Origin of the sequence: Pseudomonas sp. ChxA (assembly GCF_030263855.1) — a bacterium.
Classification (GTDB): domain Bacteria; phylum Pseudomonadota; class Gammaproteobacteria; order Pseudomonadales; family Pseudomonadaceae; genus Aquipseudomonas; species Aquipseudomonas fluorescens_CB.
Genome location: NZ_JARPMK010000001.1, coordinates 3,444,976 through 3,470,892 on the forward strand (window position 1 = coordinate 3,444,976; position 25,917 = coordinate 3,470,892).

Genomic DNA, 25,917 nt, shown 5'->3' on the forward strand with positions numbered 1-25,917 from the left:
GGCACCCGGCCAGTCTGTTTTATTCACTGGACGAAGCGGTGGTTTCGTGCGCTCAGGTCAGTCGATGGCATGCCCCAGCACCGCGTGAATGCGCTCGGCAATATGCGCGGCGTGGGTTTCGAGGGCGAAGTGGCCGGTGTCCAACAGTTCGACCACGGCATTCGCGTTGTCGCCTGCGTAGGCATGGGCGCCAGGCGGAATGAAAAACGGGTCGTTCTGGCCCCAGATCACCAGCGTCGGTACCTGTGTGGCCTTGAAAAACGCCTGGAACGCCGGGTACAGCGTGAGGTTGTTGCGGTAATCAAGGAACAGGTCCAACTGGATCTCAGCGTTGCCTGGACGCTGCATCAACAGCACATCCAGCAGGTAAGACTCCGGTGCGACCAACTCAGGTTCAGTTACCCCATGCAGATACTGGTAGCGCGTGCCTTCGAGGCTGATCACCGCGTTGCGGATCACCTCGCGATTGGCCTGGCTGGGCTCGGCCCAATAGGCACGAATCGGTGCCCAGGCATCGCCCAGGCCTTCCAGGTAAGCGTTGCCATTTTGCGAGACCAGCGCGCTGACCCGTTGTGGATGCGCCACGGCCAGCCGCAGGCCAACCGGTGCGCCGTAATCGAATACGTACAGGGCGTAGCGCGTCAGGTTCAGCGCATCGACAAAATGCCCCACGGTGGTTGCCAGGTTATCGAAGTTGTAGTGGTAGTCACGTTCGGCGGGCACTTCGGTGAAGCCAAAGCCCGGCAAATCCGGCGCGATCACCCGAAAACGCGTCGCCAGCAGCGGGATCAGGTCACGGTACATATGCGAGGAACTTGGGAAGCCGTGCAGCAGCAAAATAACCGGGGCCGTGGGGTCGCCGGCTTCACGGTAGAACATGCGCACACCGTCGGCATCGACGTGGTGGTAGCGAACGACAGGGGCTTGGATAGACATGATCAGGGCGCCTTCTGTAACTTGATTGGGTGGTTATACGGGTTACTTATTAAAAAGCTGCGCCAAAATATGTAACCTGTCAAATTAATTAAACGGGTTACATTTTTGGTCTCTGTAACTATCCATAAGTGAAAATAGCGGTTACGATTGCGCGGTGATCAAGAGGACTCGTCATGGCCATTTCAACGCCCGCAACTGCACCGCCCGAACCCTATGTCTTGGCCGATGAACCGGTACTGGACATGCTCAATACCCTGGCGAACATCGACGGCGTGCCGTGGGATTTCTGGCAGGCAGACGCCGACGTGCAGCGCTGGCTGCTGCGCTTGCAGTGGGCTGAGGAGAGCGGCATGCCGGTATTTGCAGACGGCGCGTTGCTGCGTGCAGCGCGGGAGCTGCGTGAGGTGGTTCGTGAACTGGTCGCCGCGCGCAAGCTGGGCCAAGCGGCCAACCCGGCGGCCCTCAACGGCTTTTTGCGCAAGGCGGTGAGCCATCCGCAGCTGGTTTGGTCGGCATCCGGAGCGCCGCACTTGGAGCGCCAGCGCAAAGTGCAGACCGCCGAGCAATTTTTATCGCCGATTGCCGAAGCAGCGGCTGACTTATTGGTGGCCGGCGACTTCAACTTGATTCGCCGCTGCGAGCATCCGGAATGCATCCTGTGGTTTTATGATCGGACCAAGGCTCACAAGCGCCGCTGGTGCAGCATGGCGTTGTGTGGCAACCGGCATAAGGTGGCCGAATTCCGTAAACGAAAACTGGCGCTTTAAAGCAGGCAGCGCTGCAAGCGCTCAGATTGTCGCCGGTGTGTATATCGGCATTCGCTAGCGTTTCACCGACTGTTCGCGCTCCAGCAGTTGCCGCTTGCGCTCTACGCCCCAGCGGTAGCCCGACAGCGCTCCGTCGCTGCGCACCACGCGGTGGCAGGGAATCGCCACCGCCAGGCTGTTGGCGCCGCAGGCTTGGGCCACCGCACGAAACGACTTGGGCGCGCCGATCTGCGCAGCAATCTGCGCGTAGCTGGCGGTGCTGCCCACCGGGATGTCGCGCAGTGCCTGCCACACGCGCTCCTGAAAGGCGGTGCCGCGCAAATCCAGGGGCAAATTCAAACCCAGAGCAGGGGCTTCGATAAAACCCACGACCTGGGCGATCAACTGTTCGAACGCAGGGTCCGCGCCGACCAGTTCGGCATTGGGGAACTGGTCTTGCAGGTCGCGCAGCAGGGTGTCCGGGTCATCGCCCAATAAAATCGCACACACGCCGCGTTGGCTTTGCGCCACCAGAATCGCGCCCAGCGAGCATTGGCCCAGCGCAAAAAGAATCCTGCTGTTAGTGCCGCCAGCCTTGTAGTCGCTGGGCTTCATGCCGAGCAGCTGATCGGCGGATTCATAAAAGCGGCTGTTGGAATTAAAGCCCGCGTCATACAGCGCGTCTGTCACCGAATGCTCGCCCTTGAGGCTGTGGCGGACTTTGCGCGAACGCAAGGCGCTGGCGTAGGCCTTGGGTGTCAGGCCGGTGACGGCTTTGAACACGCGATGAAAATGGAATGCGCTTAACCCGGCGCCATGGGCGAGTGCTTCCAGGCTGGGCGGGGTTTCGGCCAGCTCGATCTGTCGGCACGCCTCAGCCACGAGTTGGGCATGGTGGGCGGCCAATTGAGTCTGGTCGCCGGCTGCGCGCTTGCTCGGGCGATAACCCGCTGCTTCGGCTTGCGCCGCCGTGTCGAAGAACTCGATGTTTTCCGGGCGTGGCAACCGCGAGGCGCTGCTGGGGCGGCAATACACGCCGGTGGTTTTCACACCATAGACAAACAGGCCGTCGGCCTTGGCATCACGGGCAACGATAGCGGCCCAGCGTGGGTCTTGTTCGGTGGTCATGGCCTGCACTCTTGACGGATCAGGGCCAGATTAACCGCGTTGCTGATGGCCGGCACTCTGAAGCTTGCGCTCAAATTAGCCGGCGGTGCGAAAGGTCAGGTTAATGCGTTGCGGGCCCATGATCGGATGCACGCCTTGCTTGATCGGCATCACCCCATGAAAACGCAAGCGATCGACACCGCCCCAGACCACTACGTCGCCATGGAACAGCGAGACTTTCTGGGTTTTGCTGCTGCGCTCGTGGCCGCCAAACAGGAATATCGCCGGCAAACCCAGGGAGATTGAAACGACTGGGGCGCTATAGCCACGTTCGTTTTTGTCTTGGTGCAGTGACATCTTGGCGCCCGGTACATAGCGGTTGATCAAGCAAGCGTCCGGGGCAAATGCGCTGAAGCCAGCTTCGGCTGCGGCAAGCGTGGCCAGTTCACGCAACGTCTCGGGCATTGCCGGCCACGGCTGCTGATTGCGTGGGTCGATGGGGCTGTAGCGGTAGCCGGCGCTATCGGTGGTCCAGCCCAGAGCGCCGCAACTGCTGAGTGCGGCCGACATGGTGAAGCCGCCGGGGGTGACCATTTGCCGAAACGGCGATTGGGCCAACACCCGTCGCAACTCAGGCAGCAGGCGTTCAATCCAGGGCAAGGCGAAGCCCCTTAGCACGTAGGACTCTTCGCCAATCTGCTCGCGCCCCGCCGGTTGCTGCAAGGCATCCTCAGCGAACAGATCAGCCGTCGGGCCTGGCATGGTTTAGAGCGCCTTGCTCACGGTGATGTCGGTGATTACATCGCTGGCATCGTGAATTTTTGCCAAGGCTTCTTTGGCTTCTTCAACGCTTCCCGATTGCAGCAGGGCGAATTCAAAGCGGCGTTCGCCATTGAGCTTGTATTTCATAACGTATTTGGTCACAACGGTTTTCCTGTCGAGGGTTCGGCTTAGCTCAGCTTGGTGCTGGTACGGCGAACGATACGGATCTTGTGGGACAATGCCGGTTTACGGGTCACGCTGATGGCGCGGCGCGTGACCACGTCCAGGGTGATGTTCCAGAACCCGGTGCTGGGGGCGGTGATTTTCGCCGGGAATTTGTCAAACGCGCCGCCGTGGTAAGTGTGGCGGCCACCGTTCTTGAAACTGCGGAAATTGGCATCGCTCATCAGGCGAATGTTGCAGGTCTGCGAGCATTCGATGACAACGATGTCGCCCTCGTTGAGGTGCTCGCGCTGGTGGATGAATTTCATGGGGGTGTCTCCAGAAGGGCTTTTTCTGAAAAATCAGAATGATACGTAGGTTAAGATAGAGTTTATCAGCCCTGACGTGATTATTATCGGGTCGTCGTCGACGACTTCGACAATTTAAAACAGTTATTTCCCGAGTTTTCAGAGATAAATCCTACATATGCGGGAGAAATTTCCTCTCTACGCTGTCGTAGGGTCTTTATCGGAGGTTTAAGTATGAAGTGGAGTGTGTTGGTTCTGGCCTTGGCGTTAGGTGGATGTGCTTCGGTTGCAGATATCAAGCAGACCCCGCCAACCTTAGTGGTTATTTCAGGCAAAAAACCGCCTGAATATGCCGCGTGTGTGGTCCGTAAACTGGAAGCGACCCGCAGGCCGTCGCAGATCGAACCGCATAAGGACGGCGTACAGGTAATTGTGCCGCAGAAATTCTCGGCCGACCCTTCGGCGATCTTCGAGATTGAAGATCGCTCCAGCGGCAGCAGTATCAAGCTCTATGAGAGCATGTCAAATGTGCCGATTCGCCCAGGCGATATCAAGAAAGCCGCGGAGGATTGCATCTCCGGCTAAGCCCTTGGTTTATCCGCTTACTGATCCCGATAGAAAAGCCCGACCCTGCCTTGGCAGGGTCGGGCTTTTTTTTGTGTTTATTTGAATGTTGTCGCCTAAGGATCATTGCCCTACTATTTGTAAGCTTATGCGTTTGTAGTCTAAGCATATAACTATAAGGAAGGAGCCGTGATGATGTCTCTGGAACGACTGTTGATAGGCAGCGCGTTGCTGTTGTTATTGGGCAATGCCCAGGCGCTGGAGGGAAAAAAGCTGTTTACCGAAGGCGGGTCGCAACCGGGCGCCATGCCCTGCGTGGCTTGCCACGGAGCCGATGGGTCGGGCCTGGCTGTCGCCGGTTTCCCCAGGCTCGCAGGGTTGCCGGCCGAATATGTGCGCAAACAATTGGCTGACTTCAGCAGCGGCGCGCGCAGCAATCCGGTGATGCAGCCGTTGGCCAAGGCGCTGACTGAAGAGGAAATGACGGCGGTCAGCCAGGCGGTGGCGGCGATGCCGTTTCCGGCCGTCGCAACGGCGTATCGCAGCGAAATGCCAGTGGGCGCCGCGCAAAAGCTGGCGCTGCAAGGTGCCTGGGAGCGTCAGATCCCCGCGTGCGTCAGTTGCCACGGGCCTGCCGGTGCTGGCGTGGGCGACGCATTCCCTCCGCTGGCGGGCCAGCCTGCCGCTTACCTGGCGGCGCAATTGATGGCCTGGCAGAACGGTAGCCGTCACAACGACCCGAATGACTTGATGGGCCATATCGCCAAGTCCCTGACGGCAGAAGAAGTGCAGGGCGTTGCCCAGTATTTTGCGGCGTTGAAGTTGGAGGCCAAGCCATGAAGCCATTCACGTTAGCGTCTATATTCGGCTTGCTGGCTGCATTGCCTGCCCATGCGGCACCAATTGCCATGCAAGACCAATCCCAGTTGCAGCTGTCGGCCAAGCCCGCAGCGGCCGATCAGTTCCAGCCACCGCAGGAAAGTGAGTTGCCCGATAATGCCTACGGCAAGCTGGTGCGCCAGGGCTACGCCTTGTTCGTCGACACCAAACGCCTGGCGCCACAGTTTGTCGGCAACGGGCTCAACTGCAGCAATTGCCACTTGGATCAGGGCCGCCTGGCCAACTCGGCGCCGCTATGGGGCGCATACCCGATGTACCCGGCGTATCGAAAGAAGAACGACAAGGTCAACACCTTTGCCGAGCGCTTGCAGGGCTGCTTCCAGTTCAGCATGAATGGCGGCACGCCACCGGCAGCCGACAGCCCGGAGATTACCGCGCTGTCAGTCTATTCCTATTGGTTAGCCAGCAAAGCGCCGCTGGGTGTGGAGCTTGCGGGGCGCGGCTACCCGGACGTGGCGCAACCGGCCAAGGGTTACAACCTGGGCCAGGGCGCCGACGTGTACAAGGGCCAATGCGCGGTGTGCCACGGCGGTGAAGGGCAGGGGCAAAAGGTCGGTGACAGCTATGTGATGCCGCCGCTTTGGGGGAAAGATTCGTACAACTGGGGCGCCGGCATGCATCGAATCAACACGGCTGCGTCGTTCATCAAGCACAACATGCCGTTGGGCAAGGGCGGCAGCCTGAGTGATCAGCAGGCGTGGGACGTGGCGGCCTACGTCAACAGCCATGAACGGCCGCAGGACCCGCGCCTGGTCGAAGGCTCGATAGAGAAGACCCGGGTCAAGTTCCACGCCAATGACGGGGTCAATCTTTACGGCCAGACGGTTGAGGGCGTGCTGATCGGGCAGGGCATCCGTTAAACTGTCGGCCATTCAATGCAAAGATGCCGCTCAAACCTTGGGTTTGCGCGGCATTTGTCCTTCCTGGAAAGCCCGTCATGAAAAGAGAACACGTCAAAGCCCGACATGCAGAAGGCCAAATATCGGCCACCCATGTCATCCAGAACCCCGCCGACCTGGGCGAGTGGATCGTATTTTTCAAGAAGAGCGGCGGTCGCAGTTACTTCCTGGTAGACGATCAGGACGAGGTTGAGTCATTCCCGCGCCTGGATGACCTGATCGAGACCTTGCGTGGCCTGGGCATCAAGTTCGCCGAAGTTCATCTGTAACCCGCAGGGTTACTTGCACACCACCACGACGCTGCGGCTTTTGAAGTTACCTACGTCTTTGCCCAGGGTCTTGTCGCTTTCCCTGAGTGCTGGTGTGCCTTCGGTGCCGACGATGCGGTAACCGGTGCCTGCACATGAAGCGTCAGCTTTTTCGTAGCAACTGGCCCACGAATTGGCCTCGCCCGAGCAATCGATGGTCAGGCCTTGCTCGCCGTTTTTAAGGTAGGTGTCGGACGTGGTGGTGCAGCCGGTCATCAGCGCCAGGGCCGCAGTCAGTGCCAGAATCTTGTTCATGAGTTGGGTCGTCGTCGAGGGTGTAGGAGGGGCGCAGACACTGTCGTGGGGCGTTTGCAGCAAGATTATAGCGAACGGCCATCAAGGTACAGACAAACACAAAAAAGCCCCGTCGACCGGGGCTTTGTGCGCGACGCAATAGCGCTTACTTTTTGTCCTTGGGGCGCTTGCTCGATGCATGGCCGGCTTCGTCCACAAACACTTCAGCCACCGCAATGGCCATGCTTTCGCTCGCGAATACCCCAGCGACGCTGTCGCCGTGGAAGTTGATCAGGTGCCAGCCGTCCGCTCGCTGGGTGATCAGGTAGCCGTTTACGCCTTTTGGTTCTGACATCTATCAATCTCGTGGTGTGGTTCAAGCGCGTAATGATAGCGCCAATTGGCCCTGGGGCGCGCAAGTTGTTGCAGGTCAGTGCCCTGCATCGAAAAGCATGCTAAAACCATTGAAGCCCTTTTAAGCAAAGGGGCAAAGGCTGGTTTAGCCGCGCCGTGAGTGAGTGCTCTTCGTAGGATCAGCGGAACTTACGCGCAGATTTTTTCTCTATGTTGACATCGCAACGCCAGCAGGACCCATTGTAAGGTGACTGCGGCCTGATTAGACTGCGCCGAATTCCGTACGCACAGCCCTTTGTAAGGACTTATATGATCAAGAAATGCTTGTTCCCAGCAGCCGGTTACGGCACTCGCTTCTTGCCAGCGACCAAAGCCATGCCCAAAGAGATGCTGCCGGTGGTGAACAAGCCACTGATTCAGTACGGCGTCGAAGAGGCACTGGATGCCGGCTTGAACGAAATCTCCATCGTTACCGGCCGTGGTAAGCGCGCGCTGGAAGACCACTTCGACATCAGCTACGAGCTGGAAAACCAGATCAAGGGCACCGACAAGGAAAAGTACCTGGTCGGCATCCGTAAACTGCTCGACGAGTGCTCGTTCTCCTACACCCGTCAAACCCAGATGAAAGGCCTTGGCCACGCCATCCTCACCGGCCGCCCGCTGATCGGTGACGAGCCGTTCGCCGTGGTCCTGGCTGACGACCTGTGCGTTAACCTGGAAGGCGACGGCGTACTGACCCAGATGGTCAAGCTGTACCAGAAATACCGTTGCACCATCGTTGCGGTTCAAGAGGTCGACCCTCAGGAAACCAACAAGTACGGCGTGATCGCCGGCGACGACATTGGTGATGGCCTGATTCGCGTGCGTGACATGGTTGAAAAACCAGCGCCGGAAGATGCACCTTCGAACTTGGCGATTATCGGTCGTTACATCCTGACGCCGGACATCTTCAAGTTGATCGAAGAAACCGAGCCAGGCAAAGGCGGCGAGATTCAAATCACCGACGCCCTGTTGAAGCAAGCCAAAGATGGCTGCGTGATTGCCTACAAATTCAAAGGCCGTCGCTTCGACTGCGGTGGCGCTGAAGGCTACATTGAGGCCACCAACTTCTGCTACGAGCACTTCTACAAGACCGGTAAGGCTTACTGATTCACAGTAGCTCGCCCAAAAAGCCACCTTCGGGTGGCTTTTTCGTTTTTCAGCCCCATGTAAGTCGGTATGCTGATGAGCTGCCGAGGAGAGTGAAATGGCCTACGATTTTGATCTGTATGTAATTGGCGCCGGTTCCGGCGGTGTCCGCGCGGCGCGCTTTGCCGCAGGTTTTGGCGCCAAGGTGGCGGTGGCGGAAAGCCGTTACCTGGGTGGTACGTGCGTGAACGTTGGTTGCGTGCCGAAAAAACTGCTGGTGTACGGCGCGCATTTCGCCGAAGACTTTGAACAGTCCAGCGGTTTTGGCTGGTCGTTGGGTGAAGCGAACTTTGACTGGGCGACCTTGATCGCCAACAAAGATCGTGAAATCAACCGCCTCAATGGTATCTATCGCAACCTGCTGGTGAACAGCGGCGTGACCCTGCACGAAGGGCACGCGCGTTTGGTTGATCCGCACCAAGTGGAGATCAATGGCGAGCGCTTTACGGCCAAGCACATCCTGATCGCGACAGGCGGCTGGCCGCAGATCCCGGAAATCCCGGGCCGTGAGCACGCTATAGGCTCCAACGAAGCGTTCTTCCTCAAAGAGCTGCCCAAGCGCGTGCTGGTAGTCGGCGGTGGCTACATCGCCGTTGAGTTTGCGGGCATCTTCCATGGCTTGGGCGCGCACACAACCTTGCTGTATCGCGGCGACCTGTTTCTGCGCGGGTTTGACGGCGCGGTGCGCACGCACCTGAAGGAAGAACTGACCAAGCGCGGCCTCGACCTGCAATTCAATGCTGATATCGAGCGCATCGACAAGCAGGCCGACGGCAGCCTCAAGGCCACCCTCAAAGACGGCCGCGTGCTGGAAGCCGATTGCGTGTTCTACGCCACCGGCCGCCGCCCAATGCTGGACAACCTGGGGTTGGAAAATACCGGCGTCAAATTGGATGAGCGTGGCTTTGTCGAAGTCGACGACCTGTACCAGACCGCCGAAGCCTCGATCCTGGCCATTGGTGATGTGATCGGGCGTGTGCAATTGACGCCCGTCGCGCTGGCCGAAGGCATGGCGGTTGCTCGTCGCCTGTTTAAGCCCGAGCAATACCGCCCGGTGGATTACGCGATGATCCCGACCGCGGTGTTCAGCTTGCCGAATATCGGCACGGTTGGCTTGAGCGAAGAAGACGCGAAGAAGAACGGCCATAAGGTGCAGATCTTCGAAAGCCGCTTCCGGCCGATGAAGCTGACGTTGACCGATTGCCAGGAAAAAACCTTGATGAAGCTGGTGGTCGACGCCGACACCGACAAAGTCTTGGGTTGCCACATGGTTGGGCCGGACGCCGGCGAGATCGTCCAGGGCCTGGCGATCGCGCTCAAGGCCGGCGCGACCAAGCAGCATTTCGATGAAACCATCGGCGTGCACCCTACGGCGGCGGAAGAGTTCGTCACCATGCGCACACCTGTGGCGGGCTGATCAGGGCTCGGCGGTTGCCTCTGGCGGCGTTGCAACGACGGCCGCCAGGCGCAATGCCTCGATACTGGCCTGGGCCTTGATCAGGTCCAGTTCCAGGGTTTTACTCACCTGCTGTTGCTCATTCAGCGCCGCCTGGCGCGCTTGACTTTCCTCTACCGCAACCCGCAAGCGCTCCTGAAGCAGGGTGCGTTCATTGTCTATCCGGCCCAGCTGTTCGCTGAGTGTTTGCCGCTGCGCCTGTTCCTTGCGTGATTGCTCTTGCAGGGCGGTCAACTCCTTGCTGGTCACGCGGTGCTCGATCAGTAGGCGCTCATTATCGCGATGCAGTTGGGTGATCTCATCCTGTCGCACCATGGCGCTTTGTTGCGCCTGGCGCAGTTCGGCCTGTACCTGCTGCAGTTGGCCCTCATGGCGCCGTTGTTCCTGCTCGCGTTGCTCCTTGACCGCATTGCGGTAGTGCTCGAGCGCGTCACGCGCGTGCAGGTGCTTGTCTTCCAGCGAGCGAATCTGCTCGTCCTTGTCATTAATGCGCAGCTCGTAATCGCTGCATGCCTGGCTCAGCCCCGCATTGCGGGTTTGCTCTGTTTGCAGGCTGGTGCTGGCGGTCTGCAAGGCAGCGCTTTCTTCGGCCAGTGCGGCGGCCTGGATATCCAATTGCTGCTTGAGCTGACTTTGATTCAGTTCCAGCGCTTCAATCTGAGCGAGCAGGGCGGCTTTTTGCTGTTCGAATTGCGCCAGCGCTAAGTCGATAGGCTCCTGCGCCTTCTCTTTAAGGCGCTGGGCTAAACGCGCGACCAACTCACCTAGCTCGTCGTCAATGGGCGCTTCAGTGATGGTCAGCCGGGTTTCGCTGTCATCGAGTTCCTTCAAATAGCGATGAATCGTGGTTTTCGAGCCGGTATTGCCCATCTCGATGCGCACTGCGTCGATACTGGGGTTTTCGCCGCGGGCCAGGATCGCCAGGCGTGCCGTTTGAACCACTGCTTTGTTTATGCCGCCGCGTGCCATGGGGTCTCCGTCGATTTAGTACTGTGGTACGTAGTATGTAAATACATACTCTATCACGAATAAAAAATCGTTTAAATTCATGATTTAACAGATGGGATATTGGCATATTATCCCGTGTCATCAGCGTTTTAACCGCTAATACACCCGCCAGCAGTACGAATAGGCCCTTCATGAGCGACTTGGACCGTTACCTCAACGCCGCCACCCGCGACAACACGCGGCGCAGCTATCGCGCGGCCATCGAGCATTTTGAAGTGAGTTGGGGCGGGTTCCTGCCGGCCACCAGCGACAGCGTGGCGCGCTACCTGGTGGCCCATGCCGGGGTGCTGGCGGTCAACACGCTGAAGTTGCGGCTCTCGGCATTGGCGCAATGGCACACCAGCCAGGGTTTCCCGGACCCGACCAAGGCGCCCGTGGTGCGCAAGGTGCTCAAGGGCATTCGGGCGGTGCACCCGGCACGAGAGAAGCAGGCCGAACCTTTGCAGCTCAAGCACCTTGAGCAGGTGGTGGCCTCACTGGAGGTTGACGCCAGGCAAGCACGTGAGGCGCAGGACCACCCGCGATTGCTGCGCGCCAAGCGCGACACCGCGTTAATCCTTCTGGGCTTCTGGCGTGGCTTTCGCAGCGACGAATTGTGTCGCCTGAGCATCGAACACGTGCAAGCGGTGCCCGGCGCCGGCATCAGCCTGTACCTGCCGCGCAGCAAAAGTGACCGCGACAACCTCGGCAAGACCTACCAGACCCCGGCACTGCTGCGGTTATGCCCCGTGCAGGCCTACAGCGAATGGCTGAGCGTTTCGGCCTTGGTGCGCGGCCCGGTGTTCCGTGCGGTAGACCGCTGGGGCAACCTGGGCGAGGAGGGCTTGCACCCCAACAGCGTGATCCCGCTGTTGCGCCAGGCCCTGGAGCGCGCGGGCATCCCCGCGGATCAATACACCAGCCACTCGTTGCGCCGTGGGTTTGCCACGTGGGCCCACCGCAGCGGCTGGGATTTGAAGTCGCTGATGAGTTACGTCGGCTGGAGCGACATGAAATCTGCGATGCGCTATGTTGAAGCGACACCCTTTTTGGGCATGACCTTGGCTACCCAACCGCTGCTTTGAGATTTCTTCTATTAATACAGACACCTGATAGGGAAAACCAATCATCAGCATGAGGTTTGCCAATGAGCCATCGAGGGTAAGAGTGAGTAGGATTCATCTCATCAACTTTTCAACCACTGACGGAGAGTCACCGATGCCTATCATCAACAGCCAAGTAAAACCGTTCAAAGCGACCGCCTACAAAAACGGCAACTTCGTAGATGTGACTGACGCTGACCTGAAAGGCAAATGGTCGGTAGTTTTCTTCTACCCAGCCGACTTCACCTTCGTTTGCCCAACCGAACTGGAAGACCTGGCTGACAACTACGCCGAATTCCAGAAACTGGGCGTCGAAATCTACAGTGTTTCCACCGACACCCACTTTGCTCACGCTGCCTGGCACAACACTTCGCCAGCCATCGGCAAAATCCAGTACACCATGATCGGCGACCCAACCCTGACCATCTCGCGCAACTTCGACGTACTGATCGAAGAAGCAGGCCTGGCAGACCGCGGCACGTTCGTGATCAACCCAGAAGGTCAGATCAAGATCGTTGAACTGAACGACGGCGGTGTTGGCCGTGACGCTTCCGAGCTGCTGCGCAAAATCAAGGCCGCTCAGTACGTCGCTGCTCACCCAGGTGAAGTCTGCCCAGCCAAGTGGAAAGAAGGCGAGGCTACTCTGGCTCCGTCCCTGGACCTGGTCGGCAAGATCTAAGTCTGTGAAACATCAAGGGCGGATTGCCGCACCTTAAGTAAGCTGCACCGCCCTCAAAACGCCCGGGCGAGATTCGCTCGGGCGTTTTTTTGTCTGCAATAAACCGAATTAATAGGAAATCGCCCGTATGTTGGACGCCAATCTTAAAGCTCAGTTGAAGTCATACCTGGAACGGGTCACCCAGCCGATCGAGATCGTCGCTTCCCTCGACGACGGTGCGAAATCCCAGGAAATGCTTGCCCTTTTGCAGGACGTAACCAGCCTTACTACGCTGATTACCCTCAAAACCGATGGCAGTGATGCGCGCAAGCCGTCGTTCTCCATCAACCGCCCGGGTGCCGATATCAGCCTGCGTTTTGCCGGCATCCCCATGGGCCATGAATTTACTTCGCTGGTGCTGGCCCTGCTGCAAGTCGGTGGCCACCCGTCGAAGGCCAGTGTCGAAGTGATTGAACAGATTCGCGCCTTGAAGGGCGAGTTCAGCTTTGAGACGTACTTCTCGCTGTCGTGCCAGAACTGCCCGGACGTGGTCCAGGCGCTGAACCTGATGGCCGTGCTTAACCCGAACATCCGCCACGTTGCCATCGACGGCGCGCTGTTCCAGGCTGAAGTCGATGAACGCCAGGTTATGGCGGTGCCCAGCGTGTACCTCAATGGCGTGAACTTCGGCCAGGGCCGCATGGGCCTGGAAGAGATCCTTGCCAAGCTCGACACCAGCGGTATCGAAAAAGCCGCCGAGAAAATCAGCGCCAAAGACGCCTTCGATGTACTTGTCGTCGGTGGTGGCCCGGCCGGGTCGGCGGCGGCTATCTATGCCGCACGTAAAGGCATTCGCACCGGCGTGGCAGCTGAGCGCTTCGGCGGCCAGGTGCTGGACACCATGTCCATCGAAAACTTCATCTCCGTGCAGGAGACCGAAGGGCCGAAGCTGGCCAGCGCCCTGGAGGCGCATGTGCGTCAGTACGACGTGGACATCATGAACCTGCAACGTGCCAGCAGCCTGGTCCCGGCAAAAAATGCCGGTGAGCTGCACGAAATTCGCTTTGAAAGCGGTGCGACCCTCAAGTCCAAAACCGTGATTCTGGCCACCGGTGCCCGCTGGCGCGAAATGGGTGTGCCGGGCGAGCAGGAATATAAAGCCCGCGGCGTGTGCTTCTGCCCGCACTGCGACGGCCCACTGTTCAAAGGCAAGCGCGTAGCCGTCATCGGTGGCGGTAACTCCGGCGTTGAAGCGGCCATTGACCTGGCCGGCATCGTCAGTCACGTGACCTTGCTCGAGTTCGACAGCAAATTGCGCGCCGATGCCGTGTTGCAGCGCAAGCTCTACAGCCTGCCGAACGTTGACGTGATCACCAGTGCGCTGACCAGTGAAGTCAAAGGCGATGGCCAGAAGGTCACCGGCCTGGCGTACAAGGATCGCGACAGCGGCGAGTTCAAGACCATCGAACTGGAAGGTATTTTTGTCCAGATCGGCTTGCTGCCCAACACCGACTGGCTCAAAGGTACGGTGGAATTGACCCCGCGTGGCGAGATCATTGTCGATGCGCGTGGCGAAACCTCACTGCCGGGCGTGTTTGCTGCCGGTGACGTGACGACCGTGCCGTACAAGCAGATCGTGATTGCGATAGGCGAGGGCGCGAAGGCTTCGCTGAGTGCTTTTGATCACCTGATCCGCACCTCGGCACCCGCTTAAATCCGGCTGCGCACATAAAAAACCCCATGAGTGATCATGGGGTTTTTCGTTTCCACGTACTACGTGCAAATGCATCCGGTGACGCTTAGCGTCACGCAGAGCGCTTACAGCGGCGCTGGCTGAATAATCTCAACCCAGTAAGCATCCGGGTCTTTGATGAACGCCAGGCTTTTCATGCGGCCATCGCTCAGGCGCTTCTGGAAATCACAGCCCAACGCTTCAAAGCGCTCGCAGGCCGCGACGATATCCGGCACCGAAATGCAGATATGGCCAAAGCCACGCGGGTCGGTGTTGCCGTTGTGGTAAGCAAAGTCGGCATCGTTTTCGGTGCCATGGTTGTGGGTCAATTCGAGGATGCCCGGGATCGACTTCATCCACTGCGTACGCGCGGCGGCGTCGGCCGGGATCTGGGCCTTGTCCACCAGGGCCAGGAAGTACAGGCTGAATTCGGCTTCCGGGAAGTCGCGCTTTTCAACCAGGGAAAAGCCGAGGACGCGAGTGTAGAAATCCAGCGACTTGGTGATGTCCTTGACCCGCAACATGGTGTGGTTGAACACGAAGTTCGCGGTGGCGGTGTCAGGTTGGGCGGTGACGCCCGGGAAAGTGTTCAGATCGTGCAGGCTCATGGGCCCTCCAGAAAAAATGGGGCAAACGCGACTCGTGACTTGAGTGGTCCCTTGGCTTGCGGCCGGCATCCGTGCCGCACCGCCATGATACGCAAGCGGTGCCGGCCGAGCCAAATGAAAAAGGTCACTGAGCCCTTGCGAGCCAAGGGTGTCAAGCTCAAACTTCGACGCTTGAACCTTGGGTGTTTTTCTTGATGATTGAATTTCGTAAACCGCTGTTGAGCGCTGTGTGTGTGTTGCTGGGCAGCCCCTTTGTGTTGGCGGCCGACCCTGAAATTCATTGGCCCAGCGGCTGGCAAGTCGAGGAAGTAGTGCCCGACGACGAAGCGCCGGTAAAACCCCAGGCGGTGTCCCGCCAACGGGCAATCAAGAATGATGAAAACGGCAACACCTTGATGGTCATGGAATTGACCGGCACACCGATTGAGGCGGGCCATAAAGTTAATCTTCAAGGCGTATTGCTGGAAATGCGCAAATCCATCCAGAAAGATTTTGCCGGCAGCGGTTATCAAAGCGTGTGCACCAAGATGCACACCACCACATTGAGCCGTCTTGAGGCGCTGGAAACTACGTGCGTGATTACTGAGAACGGGCGGCACATATTGTCACAGACATTGGTCGGTGCAGTTGATACCGATAAAGCCTATGTCTTTTCTTTCGCCGGTCAGGCCGAGGCCTATGAAGCCAGTAAGGATGAAGTCAGTTCAGTGCGCGATAGCCTTAAACTTTGAGCGGGTTATCGCACTCGTTTTTGAACAAAGTGAACACTTGATTAAGTTCGTTTTCGAAGCAAAAAAAACCCCGCATCAGCGGGGTTTTTTGCAAGCGTATTTCGATCAGCCGCGCAACCAGGAATCTACAGTGGCAGCGCCATACTGCTCTTTCCAGGCTTTCAGGCCGCGATGGTTGCCGCCTTTGGTTTCGATCAGTTCGCCGGTGTGCGGGTTGTGGTAAACCTTGACCACGCGTGCGCGGCGCTGTTTTGGTGCAGCAGCAGCGCTGGCTTTGCCAGGGTTAGGATCAAGGATCGAGATGATGTCACGCAGGCCTTTGCCGTAGTGCTTCATCAGCCCTTGCAGCTTTTCTTCGAATTCGATTTCTTTTTTCAGGCCAGCGTCGTTCTTCAAGGATTCCAGCTGGGCCAGCTGTTCTTGAAGGGCTTTTTCTGCTGCGCGAAATTCGGCGAGTCTGGACAAAATCTATACTCCAATAGTGTAGTTGGCTGACATCAACTGCAGATAAAGCGTGTAGGCCAAGAGCTTTAAGGTAACTCAAAGAAAGTGGCCTTTCTGCGAGTTCAGCACAGGCAGGAAAAATTGTAGTAGTTAATGCCGCACGAGTAAATCACGGCGTTACCTAAATAAGATTATTTCATCCAGCGCACTAGATGGCTTCAATGGCTGGTCAGCGACTTAATGAATTCTTCACAGGGTAACGGTTTGCCGAACAGGTAGCCCTGCAGGAAATCCACACCTTGGGCCGCGAGGTATTCGCATTGCTCTGCTGTTTCCACGCCCTCGGCCACTATACCCAGGTCCAGCTTGCCGCTGAGTTCTATGATGCTGTCCAGAATATGCCGTGAGAGTGCGTCGGCGCCAATCATGGCGACAAAGCTTTGATCGATCTTCAAGTAATCGACATTGAAGTTGCGTAAGTAACCCAGGCTGGAGTGGCCGGTGCCGAAGTCATCAATCGCGATCATCACCCCCAGTTGATGCAGGGCGTCGAACAGGCGGGCGGTGATGTCGGTGGGCTGAATCAGTTCACGCTCGGTCAACTCCAATACCAGCGTCACCTGGCCAGGCACGAAAGCGGCGAGAAACTCCCGGCAGTCCTGCACCAGGTCCAGATCCTGGCAGTGACTGGCAGTAATGTTCACGCCGATATGGAAGCCCGGAGTGAAGCGCTCGGCATGCGGCGCCAGTTGTGCGGCGGTCTGGCGCAGTAGCGAGCGGGTCATTGGCACAATCAGGCCGGAATGTTCGGCCAACGGGATGAACAGGTCGGGACGCACCAGGCCTTCCTTTGGGTGCCGCCAGCGCATCAACACTTCACAGCCGGCCCACTCACGGGTGTCACCCCGCACCACCGGTTGGAAATACGGCACAAATTCGTTGGCCCCCAACGCGCGTTGCAATTCATGGGTCGGCGCCGACGAGCGCTTTTGCAGCCAGTGCGCCAGCACGCCCGCCAAGACACCAAAAAATACCAGCAAGCTGAACAGTGCCGGGTAGCGCGCCTCCATGTATCGCCACACCTCACCGTCGGGCATGCCGGCATCGACGCTGTACCGATAACGCTCAGAGGCCAGGTGCTGATGGGCCACCGCAAACTGCGGCACCGCCGTGGTATGCACCTTGCCGTCGTCGTCCAGCCAGTTGGGCCCCACTTGCAGGATCAGATCCGCATAGCGGCTGATCAGGCGCAAGGCGTTGGTCAGGTGATAACCGTCAACCGAGGCAAACGCGGCTTTATCGCCATCGACCAGGCGGTACACCAACAGCGCGGTATCCGGCGTTACCGGATTGCCGTTCATCAGCCACAGCGTGCCATCGACGTAATCGTCCGGGTTGACGGGCGACTGGTAATTGCCGCCGAACAACGAGCTGCAATAGATGTTCTTCTGCCAGGACAAGGTGGTAGCCCGCACAAAGGGGCGCCGCGTGACCTGTTCGCGCAGTGCCAGTTGCGCGCCGTTGTCGCACGGTTGGCCGGCCAGTGGCAGCAAGGCTTGGGCGGCGAGGGCGGTGTTGTCCAGCATCAAATCGAATTGGCGTACTGCTTCCAGGGCGGTTTGGGCGGTGCTTTGTTCCAGGGTGCGTTCGGCTTGCCAGTGAAGAATCACAACCCCCAATAAAACGGGGAGCAGACCGCAAACGCTGCTGAAGAAAGCGCGTGCGGCTCGGCTTCGGGGGCCTTTGGCGGTGAGGGGCATAGGGGCAGCCAATAACGGAATAAAAAGGAGAGGTGTGTGCCGATGATAGATGGCATTACGCAGTGGCGCTCACTTGAATGGCCTGACCACGGTTACACGGGTTTATCGGTGACCCACTTCTGCGCAAGAGCGAGGAACGCCAGGGTTGCCGGAGAGGCTTGGCGGCGGTCCAGCACCGCCAGGCCGATCCGGCACGGTACCGGCGGCGACAACGGGCGCGCGACATAACGACTGTCGGCTTGTTCCGGCAGCGATGCCTGCGCCACGATACTCAAGCCGTCGCCACGGCTGACGGCGGCCAGTGTGCTGAGCAATTGCGCGCAGCGATAACGCACGTTGGGCCGCAAACGGGCGACGCTGAACAAGCGCATCACCAACTCCGACGAACCCGCCTCGGTGAGAATGAACGGATCATCACACAGTGCCTTCAACGGCACTGACGTGCTGGCAACCAGCGCATGCTTGGCCGGCAACAGCGCGACCAGTTGATCCTCAAATAACGCCACGGTGTCGAAGCGTTCGCTGTCTGTTGGCGTGTCGGCGAGCACCACAAAACCCACGTCAACGCGCCGCTCGTCCAGCCACTGGATTACTTGGCGGTCAGGCCCCTCGTCCACATGCACCTCTATGCCAGGGTAGGCCTGCCGAAAATGGCTGAGGATTGCCGGCAACAAGCGCACCGACGCGGTAGGCCCAAAGGAGCCGATGCGCAGGGTGCCACGCTTCATCCCGCGGGCGTCGGCGGCTTCCTGCTGCAAGGTTGCGGCCAGGCCGAGCATGGCACGGGCGCGCCCGAGTAACTGCGCGCCGATATCGCTCAGTTCCACCTGTGTCTGGTGGCGCCGGAACAACGCCACGCCCAACTCCTGCTCCAAGGCCTTGACGGCATGGGACACCGCTGACTGGCTGATGCCCAGGCGGTGAGCCGCACTGGTGAATCCTTGCAGTTCGGCCACCAGGGAAAAAATTTCCAGTTGGGTCAAAGTCATGAGTAAAGGCTCATTTTACGATTACTGAACATTAGTAGAAGAATATGCCAATCCTGTCGCCTGTCGAGCAATGCCCATGTACCCTCTGTCTGATCGCTTCACATACTTCAAGCTTGGCGCGGTGACCATGATCTGGGGTGGCACTTTTGTCGCCGGACGTTACCTGGCCAATCAAGTCGACCCACTGCTGGCTGCCAGCCTACGGTTTATCCTCGCCAGCCTGGCGCTGCTGCTGTTCATGCTGTGCGCACGCATCCCGCTAGCGCGGCCACGTCCCCGGCAACTGCTGCGTCTGGCGGTACTGGGGTTTTTCGGAATTTTTTTCTACAACCTGTGTTTTTTCTACGGCCTGCATTACATCAACGCCTCGCGCGCCTCGTTGATCGTGACGTTGAACCCGGCCGTGATCGGCCTGGCTTCATGGTGGTTGTTCAAAGAGCGCCTCGGCGCTGCCAAGGTCGTGGGCATCGCCGTGTGCCTGGCCGGCGCTGCGACGGTGATCGTCAGTCGCAACCCGCTGGTGCTGCAAGGTGCATCGAGTACCTGGCGGGGTGACGTACTGATTTTTGGCTGTGTGCTGGGGTGGGGGATTTACTCGTTGTTTTCCCGGGCGCTGAATCAAAGCCTGGGGCCGTTGCAAACCGTCACGTGGTCAGTGTTGCTCGGTACTCTGATGCTGACGCTGGTCACTGCGCTCACCGGGCGCTTCACCGTTGAAGGGTTCGCCAGCCTGCACGGGCCGCAGATCGTGAGCCTGTTGTATTTGGGCGTACTCGGCTCCGCGCTGGCGTACATCGGCTATTACGATGGCATCCGGCGTATCGGCGCGACCCGCGCTGGTGTGTTCATCGCGCTGAACCCACTGACGGCGGTGGTCTGCGGTGCGCTGCTGCTCGGCGAGCAACTGACGTTGCCCATGGTGCTGGGCGGCGCAGTGATCCTGTTGGGCATCTATCTATGCAACAAACCGCTTGCGCAGCCAAAGCCAATAGGGATTTGATAAGAGTACGGACAAATACTGTTACGCTGTGTAGAATCGATTTACGCATACAAGAATATGGACTTGCGCTCACGCAAGCCTCGGCCGTCAGAGACTGATGTAATCATGAAGCTACTCGGCTCCCCCCTCATTTTTGGTGACTTCCTCGCCCGCAGCGTGCGGGGCCTGTCGTGTGCGCCACCGTGCAACCTCATCCTTGCCTGTAATTGACTGCTTGCTACTTACAAGAATGATGAGGTGCCGAAATGGCCGACCAATACGAAAACCCAATGGGCCTGATGGGCTTTGAATTTATCGAATTCGCATCGCCGACTCCGGGCACCCTGGAGCCGATCTTCGAGATCATGGGCTTCACCAAAGTGGCGACCCACCGCTCCAAGAACGTGCACCTGTACCGCCAGGGCGAAATCAACCTGATCCTCAACAACCAGCCCGACAGCCTGGCGTCGTACTTTGCCGCCGAACACGGCCCGTCGGTGTGCGGCATGGCGTTCCGCGTCAAAGACTCGCAGCAAGCCTACAACCGCGCGTTGGAACTGGGCGCCCAGCCGATTCATATCGAAACCGGCCCGATGGAACTCAACCTGCCGGCCATCAAGGGCATCGGCGGTGCGCCGCTGTACCTGATCGACCGTTTTGGCGAAGGCAGTTCGATCTATGACATCGACTTCGTGTACCTCGAAGGTGTCGACCGCAACCCGGTAGGGGCGGGCCTCAAGGTCATCGACCACCTGACCCACAACGTGTATCGCGGCCGCATGGTCTACTGGGCCAACTTCTACGAGAAACTGTTCAACTTCCGTGAAGCACGCTACTTCGACATCAAGGGCGAATACACCGGCCTGACGTCCAAGGCCATGAGCGCCCCGGACGGCATGATCCGCATCCCGCTGAACGAGGAATCGTCCAAAGGCGCCGGCCAGATCGAAGAGTTCCTGATGCAGTTCAACGGCGAAGGCATCCAGCACGTGGCGTTCCTCACCGAAGACCTGGTCAAGACCTGGGATGCGCTGAAGAAGATCGGTATGCGCTTCATGACCGCGCCGCCAGACACCTACTACGAAATGCTCGAAGGCCGCCTGCCCAACCACGGCGAACCGGTGGACCAACTGCAGGCACGCGGTATTCTGCTCGACGGTTCCTCGATCGAGGGCGACAAGCGTCTGCTGCTGCAGATCTTCTCGGAAACCCTGATGGGGCCAGTGTTCTTCGAATTCATCCAGCGCAAAGGCGACGATGGTTTTGGCGAGGGCAACTTCAAGGCGCTGTTCGAGTCGATCGAGCGTGACCAGGTACGACGCGGTGTACTGACCACCGACTAAGGGTCAGCAACCAAAAAGCCCGGCTGAGAGGGTTCTCAGCCGGGCTTTTTAGTGTCTGCACATTTTAAGCTTTACGCTGACGCACCAAATGTTTGAAGCCTTCATACACCAGCACCATCACGGCCAGCCAGATCGGGATATACGTCAGCCACTGGCCGCCCTTGATGCCTTCACCCAGCAACAAGGCCACGAAGAGCAGCAACACCGGCTCCACGTAGCTGAGCAGCCCGAACAGGCTAAAGGCCAATAGGCGGCTGGCAATGATATAGCTCACCAGCGCCGAGGCACTGATCAAACCCAGCATCGGAATCAACGCATACAGCTTGGGGTGCACATCGAGTACGGCAAAGCCTTGTTCGCCATGCTGCACAAACCACCAGGCCACCGGCAACATCAGCGCCATGTCCAGCCACAACCCACCCAGGTGATCGGTGCGCAGGTATTTACGCACTACGAAGTACACCGGGTAGCCGATGATCACCACCAGGGTCGCCCAGGAAAAACCACCGGCCTGGTACAGCTCATTGAGCACCCCGAGCGCGGCAAAAAATACCGCGATCTGCTGCAAACGCGACAAGCGTTCGCCGTACACCAGGCGCCCGGTCAGCACCATGGTCAGTGGCAGCAGGAAATAGCCCACGGACACATCCAGGCTGCGCCCATTGAGCGGCGCCCACATAAACAGCCACAACTGCACGCCCAGCAGGGCGGACGACAGCACCACGCCGCCGATCAGCCGTGGGCTGGCCGCCAGCATTCGCAGCAACTCCCACACGCGCCGCCATTCACCGCTGACGATCATGAATACGGTCATGCACGGCACGGTCAGCAGCATGCGCCAACCAAAAATCTCCAGGCCGCTCAAGGGTGTGAGCAGCGAGGTGAAGTAGTACATCACGGCAAACAACACCGAGGCCAAGACCGATAAAACAACACCTTTAGACACACTTTCCTCGCAAAGCTGGTTTTTACAGAAGATTCGGAAACTTAGGTGGGGAATATAGTGTTCGCGACATTATTTGTCACGTCGATTAAGTCGGTGTAATGGAACATATTCCCACGTTCGGCCCACACAAGTACGACTTCGCTTGGCTAGCATGACTACGCTTAGTTCCGCACGGAAAGTTTTGCACGGTTTATCAAAGCCCTGCCAAAGCATCAACTAATGGAAAGAAGTTAGTACGCGCGACTTCTAGGGGGGCATCACTGCGTGATGATAACCCTGGCTCTGGCAGGGAAGAGTGCAGGGGGGTTGCAGACTAAGACATTAAATAACGAGGCCTACGCTATGCACCGCTTCTCCCCCTATTACGGTTCTTCACCCGCTACCTTCAACGGCTTGCCCGGCATTATAGGCAGGTTCGGCGAAAGCACTGCATTTCCGAAAGGTGACACACCTGCCTGGCAAAAACTTGAAGTCTATAAGACTTTTTCCGAGTCGGTCGCGCGCGATACCAACAGTGGTGCACTCACGGCGCACGGCAAAACATTACTGGAAGCGGCTGCCTGTTCAGACACCTCTAAACAACCTCGCGTGAGTACTTATAACTTCAACGTCGGCCGTTATCCGGCCAAGCAGAGTTTCATCGTCAAGCGCGAACCGATCGTGCCGGGCGCGGTGAATTTTGTGTTATGGATGCCGGAGAAGGACTTTAAATCAAGTTATGAGTTTAAAAGTTATAAGGCAATCGACGATTTTCTGAGAAACCTGACGAAACAGCCTGAGGCCTTTCACGCGTTTCTTGCGCATTTTGGCGACAAAACAGCGTCTTCCCCTGTCAGAACAGCGTTACAGGAGCTGGCATCCGCAACCGAAGGCAGTACACCCAAAAAGCTGATGGGGCCAGGCAAGCAGATCGTCGGGAATCTGTTTGAGCACTTGGATCGAACCAGTGAAAATCCCACGACAATTATTTTGGTCAATGGCCTGGTCAATCAGCAACTGGAATCGGTCGATGCAGGCCGGCCGACCTACAGCGGTGTGCGACCCGATGGCGAGACAGTGGTCTATCGGTATGACGTTCATGGCAATTTGCTAGGTTCCGGTGACAAGGGCAATTTTTACTTCCTTAGAAACGGCGCTCATAGTCAACTGCCACTGGAGCCCATCACATTGCCACAACTCAGAGCACTCGCCTTCAAGGGAAATGGTGATCTGAATTCTGTCGTCAACGCCTTCGCCAACTTCCTGGAAAGTCCTTTTTCCGGCGTCTCAACGCTTCTGCAAGCGCTTGGCGTGGACAAAGCAACTGCCGATACCGTCGAGCGAAGCCTGGATAACCCGGTCAATGCGGTGTTGCTTTTCTTGAATAAGAACAACGATATCGGCAGGGTATTCGGTCTGCCAAAAAGCGAAATGAACGAGATACTGACCTACTTCGCTACTACCGTTCAGGGGTTCGTGCCTACCTACGGTACTTACCGATCTGTCGCGGCCGTAATGGCGAAGATATTGAAACAACTGCCTGTGACCCAAGAAGAGGCCAGAGAAGCCGCCAATGGGTTAGGTGTCAAAGTCGATATAAAACTCTAGGCTGGCAAGCGGCAAACCCGCCCACAGTGGAGACTGCGGGCGGGTTATGACTATCGGCTAATCCGCCCCGACACAAAATGGCCCACATCATTGAACCCAGGCGTCGACGAATGCCCCGGCGTCACCAGTGAGTCAATAAACGCCTCGTCTTCTGCCGTGATCTTCACCTTCAGCGCGCCGGTGTAAGCGTCCCACTGCGCCTCGGTACGCGGCCCGACAATCGCCGAACTCACCGCCGAGTTGTTCAGCACCCAAGCAATCGCAAACTCGACTATTCCTACGCCGCGCCCTTGGGTGTACTGCTGGATCTGCTGGGCGATGCGCAGCGACTCCGGCCGCCATTCGGTTTCCAGGATGCGTTTGTCATGGCGCGCCGCACGGCTGCCGGCTTCGGGCGTCACGTCGGGCGCGTATTTGCCACTGAGTACCCCTCGCGCCAATGGGCTGTAAGGCACCACGCCCAAGCCATAGGCCGCGGCTGCGGTGATTTGCTCGACTTCAGCCTGACGGTTGACGATGTTGTACAGCGGCTGGCTGATAACAGGTTTGTCGACACCCAGACGTTCGGCCAGGCGAATCACTTCGGCGATACGCCAGCCCCGGTAGTTGGACAGGCCCCAATAGCGGATCTTGCCTTGGCGGATCAGGTCGCCAATCGCCGACACGGTGACCTCCAGCGGCGTGTCGTGGTCCTCGCGGTGCAGGTAGTAGATGTCCAGGTAGTCGGTGTCCAGGCGTGTCAGGCTGGCTTCCAACGCATTGAAAATGCGCTTGCGGCTCAAGCCACTGCGGTTGGGCAAGCCGTCTGCCGGGCCGAAACCGACTTTGGACGCCACCACCCAATCCGCCCGATGGCGGGTGATCGCTTCGCCGACGATTTCTTCGGAACGCCCGCCGGTATAGACGTCGGCGGTGTCGATAAAATTGATGCCCTGGTCCCAGGCCTTGTCGATGATGCGCAGCGAGTCTTCCGTGTTGGTCTGCTCGCCAAACATCATGGTGCCCAAGGTCAGCGCGCTGACCTTCAACCCGGACTCGCCCAATGTGCGGTAAATCATGCAAAGCTCCTCATGGCAGGAAAACGTTAACCATGCAATACCAGACTCGACGGCTCTGGAACAAGCCCTGCGCGTGTTTCTTCATGCACTCAGCAAGGTCTGGCAACGCTGTTGTAAAAAACCATGCAGCACTTTCACTCGTTCCGACACCTGCAAGCGGTGCGGGCACATCAGGTTGAACGGCGTGGGTTCGCCTTGCCAGTCGGGCAGCAACGGCACCAACCGCCCGGCCTTGATATCGCCGGCAATATCCAGATTGGCCTTATAGGCGATGCCGTGGCCGGCCAGCGCCCAGCGCCGCACAATTTCGCCGTCGTCACTCAGGTAGTCGCCCGACACCTCGACCTCTTGCAGCAAGGCACCCTGGCGAAAGTACCAGGTGCTATTCGCCTGCCCACGGCGCATGTAGCGCAGCGTGCTGTGCTGCGCCAGGTCAGCCGGCGTGCGCGGTGTGCCACGGCGCGCCAGGTAGTCGGGGCTGGCGCAGGGAATGCGACGGTGGCCAGGCACCACGGGCAGCGCCACCAAGCTGGAATCCCTTGGCACACCAAAGCGCAGGGCGATGTCGACAGTGTCGCGGAACAGATCCGCGTTGCTGTCGTTAAGCAGCAACTGCAGGCGGATAGTCGGGTGTTCGAGCTTGAACTCATCCAGCCAACCCAGCAGTACGTTGCGGCCGAAGTCCGAAGGTGCCGCCAGTTGCAATAACCCACTCAGGCTCTGGCCTTGTTGCTTGATTGCCTGTTCACCTTCGGCCAGCGCTTCGAGGGCCACGCGCACGCTGTCCAGGTAGCGCCGGCCTTCTTCGGTCAGGCGCATGCTGCGCGTGGAGCGGGCCAGCAGGCGAATGCCCAGCCGGGTTTCCAGGCGCTTGAGCGCGATACTCGCTGCGGCCGGGGTGAGGTTGAGGCTGCGCGCGGCGGCCGAGAGGCTGCCGGTGTCGGCGGTACGCACGAACACTTCAAGGTCCAGGGTCGAGCTCATTTGTAAAAATCCTTTAAAGATCTTGTCGTTTTACCGGGATTTTTCGCCGATTGCCAAGCTGAGAAGATCAACGCTCACTTTCTT

Annotated in this window: 29 protein-coding genes; 14 read left to right on the plus strand and 15 right to left on the minus strand. The window is 58.4% G+C overall.

The features are described 5' to 3' along the window. Positions 1-57: 57 nt before the first annotated feature. A complete protein-coding gene (locus P5706_RS15365; RefSeq protein WP_285679837.1) occupies positions 58-936 on the minus strand; it encodes an alpha/beta fold hydrolase in 879 nt (292 codons plus the stop codon). Positions 937-1,109: 173 nt separating this feature from the next. On the opposite strand from P5706_RS15365, the gene P5706_RS15370 reads away from it, so the two are divergent. Beyond that, the gene (locus tag P5706_RS15370) at positions 1,110-1,703 is read left to right on the plus strand and encodes a CGNR zinc finger domain-containing protein (protein ID WP_285679839.1); all 594 of its coding nucleotides are present in this window, start codon (positions 1,110-1,112) and stop codon (positions 1,701-1,703) included. A gap of 54 nt (positions 1,704-1,757) precedes the next feature. Here the strand turns inward: P5706_RS15370 and ada are convergent, their stop codons facing one another. The 4 genes from ada to P5706_RS15390 all read right to left on the minus strand — a co-directional run bounded on the left by ada (position 1,758) and on the right by P5706_RS15390 (position 4,042). Then, on the minus strand, positions 1,758-2,810 hold the full coding sequence (gene ada / locus P5706_RS15375) for a bifunctional DNA-binding transcriptional regulator/O6-methylguanine-DNA methyltransferase Ada (RefSeq protein ID WP_285679841.1): 1,053 nt from the start codon (positions 2,808-2,810) through the stop codon (positions 1,758-1,760). A gap of 75 nt (positions 2,811-2,885) precedes the next feature. Further along, entirely contained in the window at positions 2,886-3,551 is a 666-nt protein-coding gene (gene alkB, locus P5706_RS15380; protein WP_200433938.1) for a DNA oxidative demethylase AlkB, read from the minus strand. Between the two features lie 3 nt (positions 3,552-3,554). Continuing rightward, complete coding sequence (locus P5706_RS15385) at positions 3,555-3,713, minus strand: hypothetical protein (RefSeq protein WP_200433958.1); 159 nt, start codon at positions 3,711-3,713, stop codon at positions 3,555-3,557. 26 nt (positions 3,714-3,739) lie between these two features. Continuing rightward, complete coding sequence (locus P5706_RS15390) at positions 3,740-4,042, minus strand: DUF1883 domain-containing protein (protein ID WP_003173824.1); 303 nt, start codon at positions 4,040-4,042, stop codon at positions 3,740-3,742. Positions 4,043-4,255: 213 nt separating this feature from the next. Here P5706_RS15390 and P5706_RS15395 point away from each other — a divergent pair, with 213 nt between their 5' ends. The 4 genes from P5706_RS15395 to P5706_RS15410 all read left to right on the plus strand — a co-directional run bounded on the left by P5706_RS15395 (position 4,256) and on the right by P5706_RS15410 (position 6,653). Continuing rightward, positions 4,256-4,606, plus strand: a complete 351-nt coding sequence (locus tag P5706_RS15395) for a hypothetical protein (protein WP_200433939.1) — start codon at positions 4,256-4,258, stop codon at positions 4,604-4,606. Between the two features lie 171 nt (positions 4,607-4,777). Next, complete coding sequence (locus P5706_RS15400; protein WP_285679849.1) at positions 4,778-5,425, plus strand: c-type cytochrome; 648 nt, start codon at positions 4,778-4,780, stop codon at positions 5,423-5,425. Continuing rightward, positions 5,422-6,345: a c-type cytochrome gene (locus P5706_RS15405; protein ID WP_285679851.1), complete on the plus strand. Its 924-nt coding sequence runs from the start codon at positions 5,422-5,424 to the stop codon at positions 6,343-6,345. The genes P5706_RS15400 and P5706_RS15405 overlap by 4 nt, the downstream gene beginning before the upstream one ends. Positions 6,346-6,422: 77 nt before the next feature. After that, a complete protein-coding gene (locus tag P5706_RS15410; RefSeq protein ID WP_138817751.1) occupies positions 6,423-6,653 on the plus strand; it encodes a hypothetical protein in 231 nt (76 codons plus the stop codon). A gap of 9 nt (positions 6,654-6,662) precedes the next feature. Here the strand turns inward: P5706_RS15410 and P5706_RS15415 are convergent, their stop codons facing one another. Together P5706_RS15415 and P5706_RS15420 are read right to left on the minus strand one after the other, a co-directional pair. Then, positions 6,663-6,947: a hypothetical protein gene (locus P5706_RS15415; protein ID WP_285679854.1), complete on the minus strand. Its 285-nt coding sequence runs from the start codon at positions 6,945-6,947 to the stop codon at positions 6,663-6,665. Positions 6,948-7,092: 145 nt separating this feature from the next. Next, entirely contained in the window at positions 7,093-7,281 is a 189-nt protein-coding gene (locus P5706_RS15420; protein WP_138817750.1) for an aromatic amino acid lyase, read from the minus strand. Positions 7,282-7,589: 308 nt separating this feature from the next. Between P5706_RS15420 and galU the strand changes: the two genes are divergently transcribed. Both galU and gorA read left to right on the plus strand, forming a co-directional pair. After that, entirely contained in the window at positions 7,590-8,429 is an 840-nt protein-coding gene (galU, locus tag P5706_RS15425; protein ID WP_003212579.1) for a UTP--glucose-1-phosphate uridylyltransferase GalU, read from the plus strand. 97 nt (positions 8,430-8,526) lie between these two features. Beyond that, positions 8,527-9,885 carry a glutathione-disulfide reductase gene (gene gorA / locus P5706_RS15430; RefSeq protein ID WP_285679860.1) on the plus strand — a complete coding sequence of 453 codons (1,359 nt, stop codon included), beginning with the start codon at positions 8,527-8,529 and terminating at the stop codon, positions 9,883-9,885. Here the strand turns inward: gorA and P5706_RS15435 are convergent, their stop codons facing one another. After that, positions 9,886-10,893, minus strand: coding sequence for a DNA-binding protein (locus P5706_RS15435; RefSeq protein WP_285679862.1), 1,008 nt, complete (start codon positions 10,891-10,893; stop codon positions 9,886-9,888). Between the two features lie 170 nt (positions 10,894-11,063). On the opposite strand from P5706_RS15435, the gene P5706_RS15440 reads away from it, so the two are divergent. The 3 genes from P5706_RS15440 to ahpF all read left to right on the plus strand — a co-directional run bounded on the left by P5706_RS15440 (position 11,064) and on the right by ahpF (position 14,386). Next, on the plus strand, positions 11,064-11,996 hold the full coding sequence (locus P5706_RS15440; protein WP_200433944.1) for a site-specific integrase: 933 nt from the start codon (positions 11,064-11,066) through the stop codon (positions 11,994-11,996). Between the two features lie 133 nt (positions 11,997-12,129). Further along, positions 12,130-12,693 (plus strand): alkyl hydroperoxide reductase subunit C, encoded by a 564-nt coding sequence (gene ahpC, locus P5706_RS15445; protein WP_003173835.1) that lies wholly within the window; start codon positions 12,130-12,132, stop codon positions 12,691-12,693. Positions 12,694-12,820: 127 nt separating this feature from the next. Further along, complete coding sequence (gene ahpF, locus P5706_RS15450; protein ID WP_285679867.1) at positions 12,821-14,386, plus strand: alkyl hydroperoxide reductase subunit F; 1,566 nt, start codon at positions 12,821-12,823, stop codon at positions 14,384-14,386. A gap of 104 nt (positions 14,387-14,490) precedes the next feature. Here the strand turns inward: ahpF and gloA are convergent, their stop codons facing one another. Continuing rightward, positions 14,491-15,012 (minus strand): lactoylglutathione lyase, encoded by a 522-nt coding sequence (gloA, locus tag P5706_RS15455; RefSeq protein ID WP_078742582.1) that lies wholly within the window; start codon positions 15,010-15,012, stop codon positions 14,491-14,493. A 194-nt stretch (positions 15,013-15,206) separates the two neighbouring features. Here gloA and P5706_RS15460 point away from each other — a divergent pair, with 194 nt between their 5' ends. Then, a complete protein-coding gene (locus P5706_RS15460; protein WP_285679871.1) occupies positions 15,207-15,743 on the plus strand; it encodes a DUF4946 domain-containing protein in 537 nt (178 codons plus the stop codon). A gap of 105 nt (positions 15,744-15,848) precedes the next feature. On the opposite strand, the gene P5706_RS15465 is transcribed toward P5706_RS15460, so the two are convergent. From P5706_RS15465 to P5706_RS15475, 3 genes are all read right to left on the minus strand, one after another. Then, complete coding sequence (locus tag P5706_RS15465) at positions 15,849-16,208, minus strand: histone-like nucleoid-structuring protein, MvaT/MvaU family (RefSeq protein ID WP_200433948.1); 360 nt, start codon at positions 16,206-16,208, stop codon at positions 15,849-15,851. Positions 16,209-16,405: 197 nt separating this feature from the next. Next, a complete protein-coding gene (locus tag P5706_RS15470; protein ID WP_285679873.1) occupies positions 16,406-17,947 on the minus strand; it encodes an EAL domain-containing protein in 1,542 nt (513 codons plus the stop codon). A gap of 92 nt (positions 17,948-18,039) precedes the next feature. Then, positions 18,040-18,936: a LysR family transcriptional regulator gene (locus P5706_RS15475; protein ID WP_285679875.1), complete on the minus strand. Its 897-nt coding sequence runs from the start codon at positions 18,934-18,936 to the stop codon at positions 18,040-18,042. Positions 18,937-19,012: 76 nt separating this feature from the next. Between P5706_RS15475 and P5706_RS15480 the strand changes: the two genes are divergently transcribed. Beyond that, the gene (locus tag P5706_RS15480) at positions 19,013-19,936 is read left to right on the plus strand and encodes a DMT family transporter (RefSeq protein ID WP_285679877.1); all 924 of its coding nucleotides are present in this window, start codon (positions 19,013-19,015) and stop codon (positions 19,934-19,936) included. Positions 19,937-20,181: 245 nt separating this feature from the next. Beyond that, positions 20,182-21,258, plus strand: coding sequence for a 4-hydroxyphenylpyruvate dioxygenase (gene hppD, locus P5706_RS15485; protein WP_017135508.1), 1,077 nt, complete (start codon positions 20,182-20,184; stop codon positions 21,256-21,258). Between the two features lie 64 nt (positions 21,259-21,322). Here hppD and rarD read toward each other — a convergent pair whose 3' ends face one another. After that, on the minus strand, positions 21,323-22,204 hold the full coding sequence (gene rarD / locus P5706_RS15490) for an EamA family transporter RarD (RefSeq protein ID WP_200433952.1): 882 nt from the start codon (positions 22,202-22,204) through the stop codon (positions 21,323-21,325). Between the two features lie 342 nt (positions 22,205-22,546). Between rarD and P5706_RS15495 the strand changes: the two genes are divergently transcribed. Further along, on the plus strand, positions 22,547-23,791 hold the full coding sequence (locus P5706_RS15495) for a dermonecrotic toxin domain-containing protein (RefSeq protein ID WP_285679881.1): 1,245 nt from the start codon (positions 22,547-22,549) through the stop codon (positions 23,789-23,791). 50 nt (positions 23,792-23,841) lie between these two features. On the opposite strand, the gene P5706_RS15500 is transcribed toward P5706_RS15495, so the two are convergent. Together P5706_RS15500 and P5706_RS15505 are read right to left on the minus strand one after the other, a co-directional pair. After that, a complete protein-coding gene (locus tag P5706_RS15500; RefSeq protein WP_285679883.1) occupies positions 23,842-24,849 on the minus strand; it encodes an aldo/keto reductase in 1,008 nt (335 codons plus the stop codon). An 81-nt stretch (positions 24,850-24,930) separates the two neighbouring features. Further along, on the minus strand, positions 24,931-25,833 hold the full coding sequence (locus P5706_RS15505; RefSeq protein WP_200433955.1) for a LysR family transcriptional regulator: 903 nt from the start codon (positions 25,831-25,833) through the stop codon (positions 24,931-24,933). Positions 25,834-25,917 lie beyond the last annotated feature (84 nt).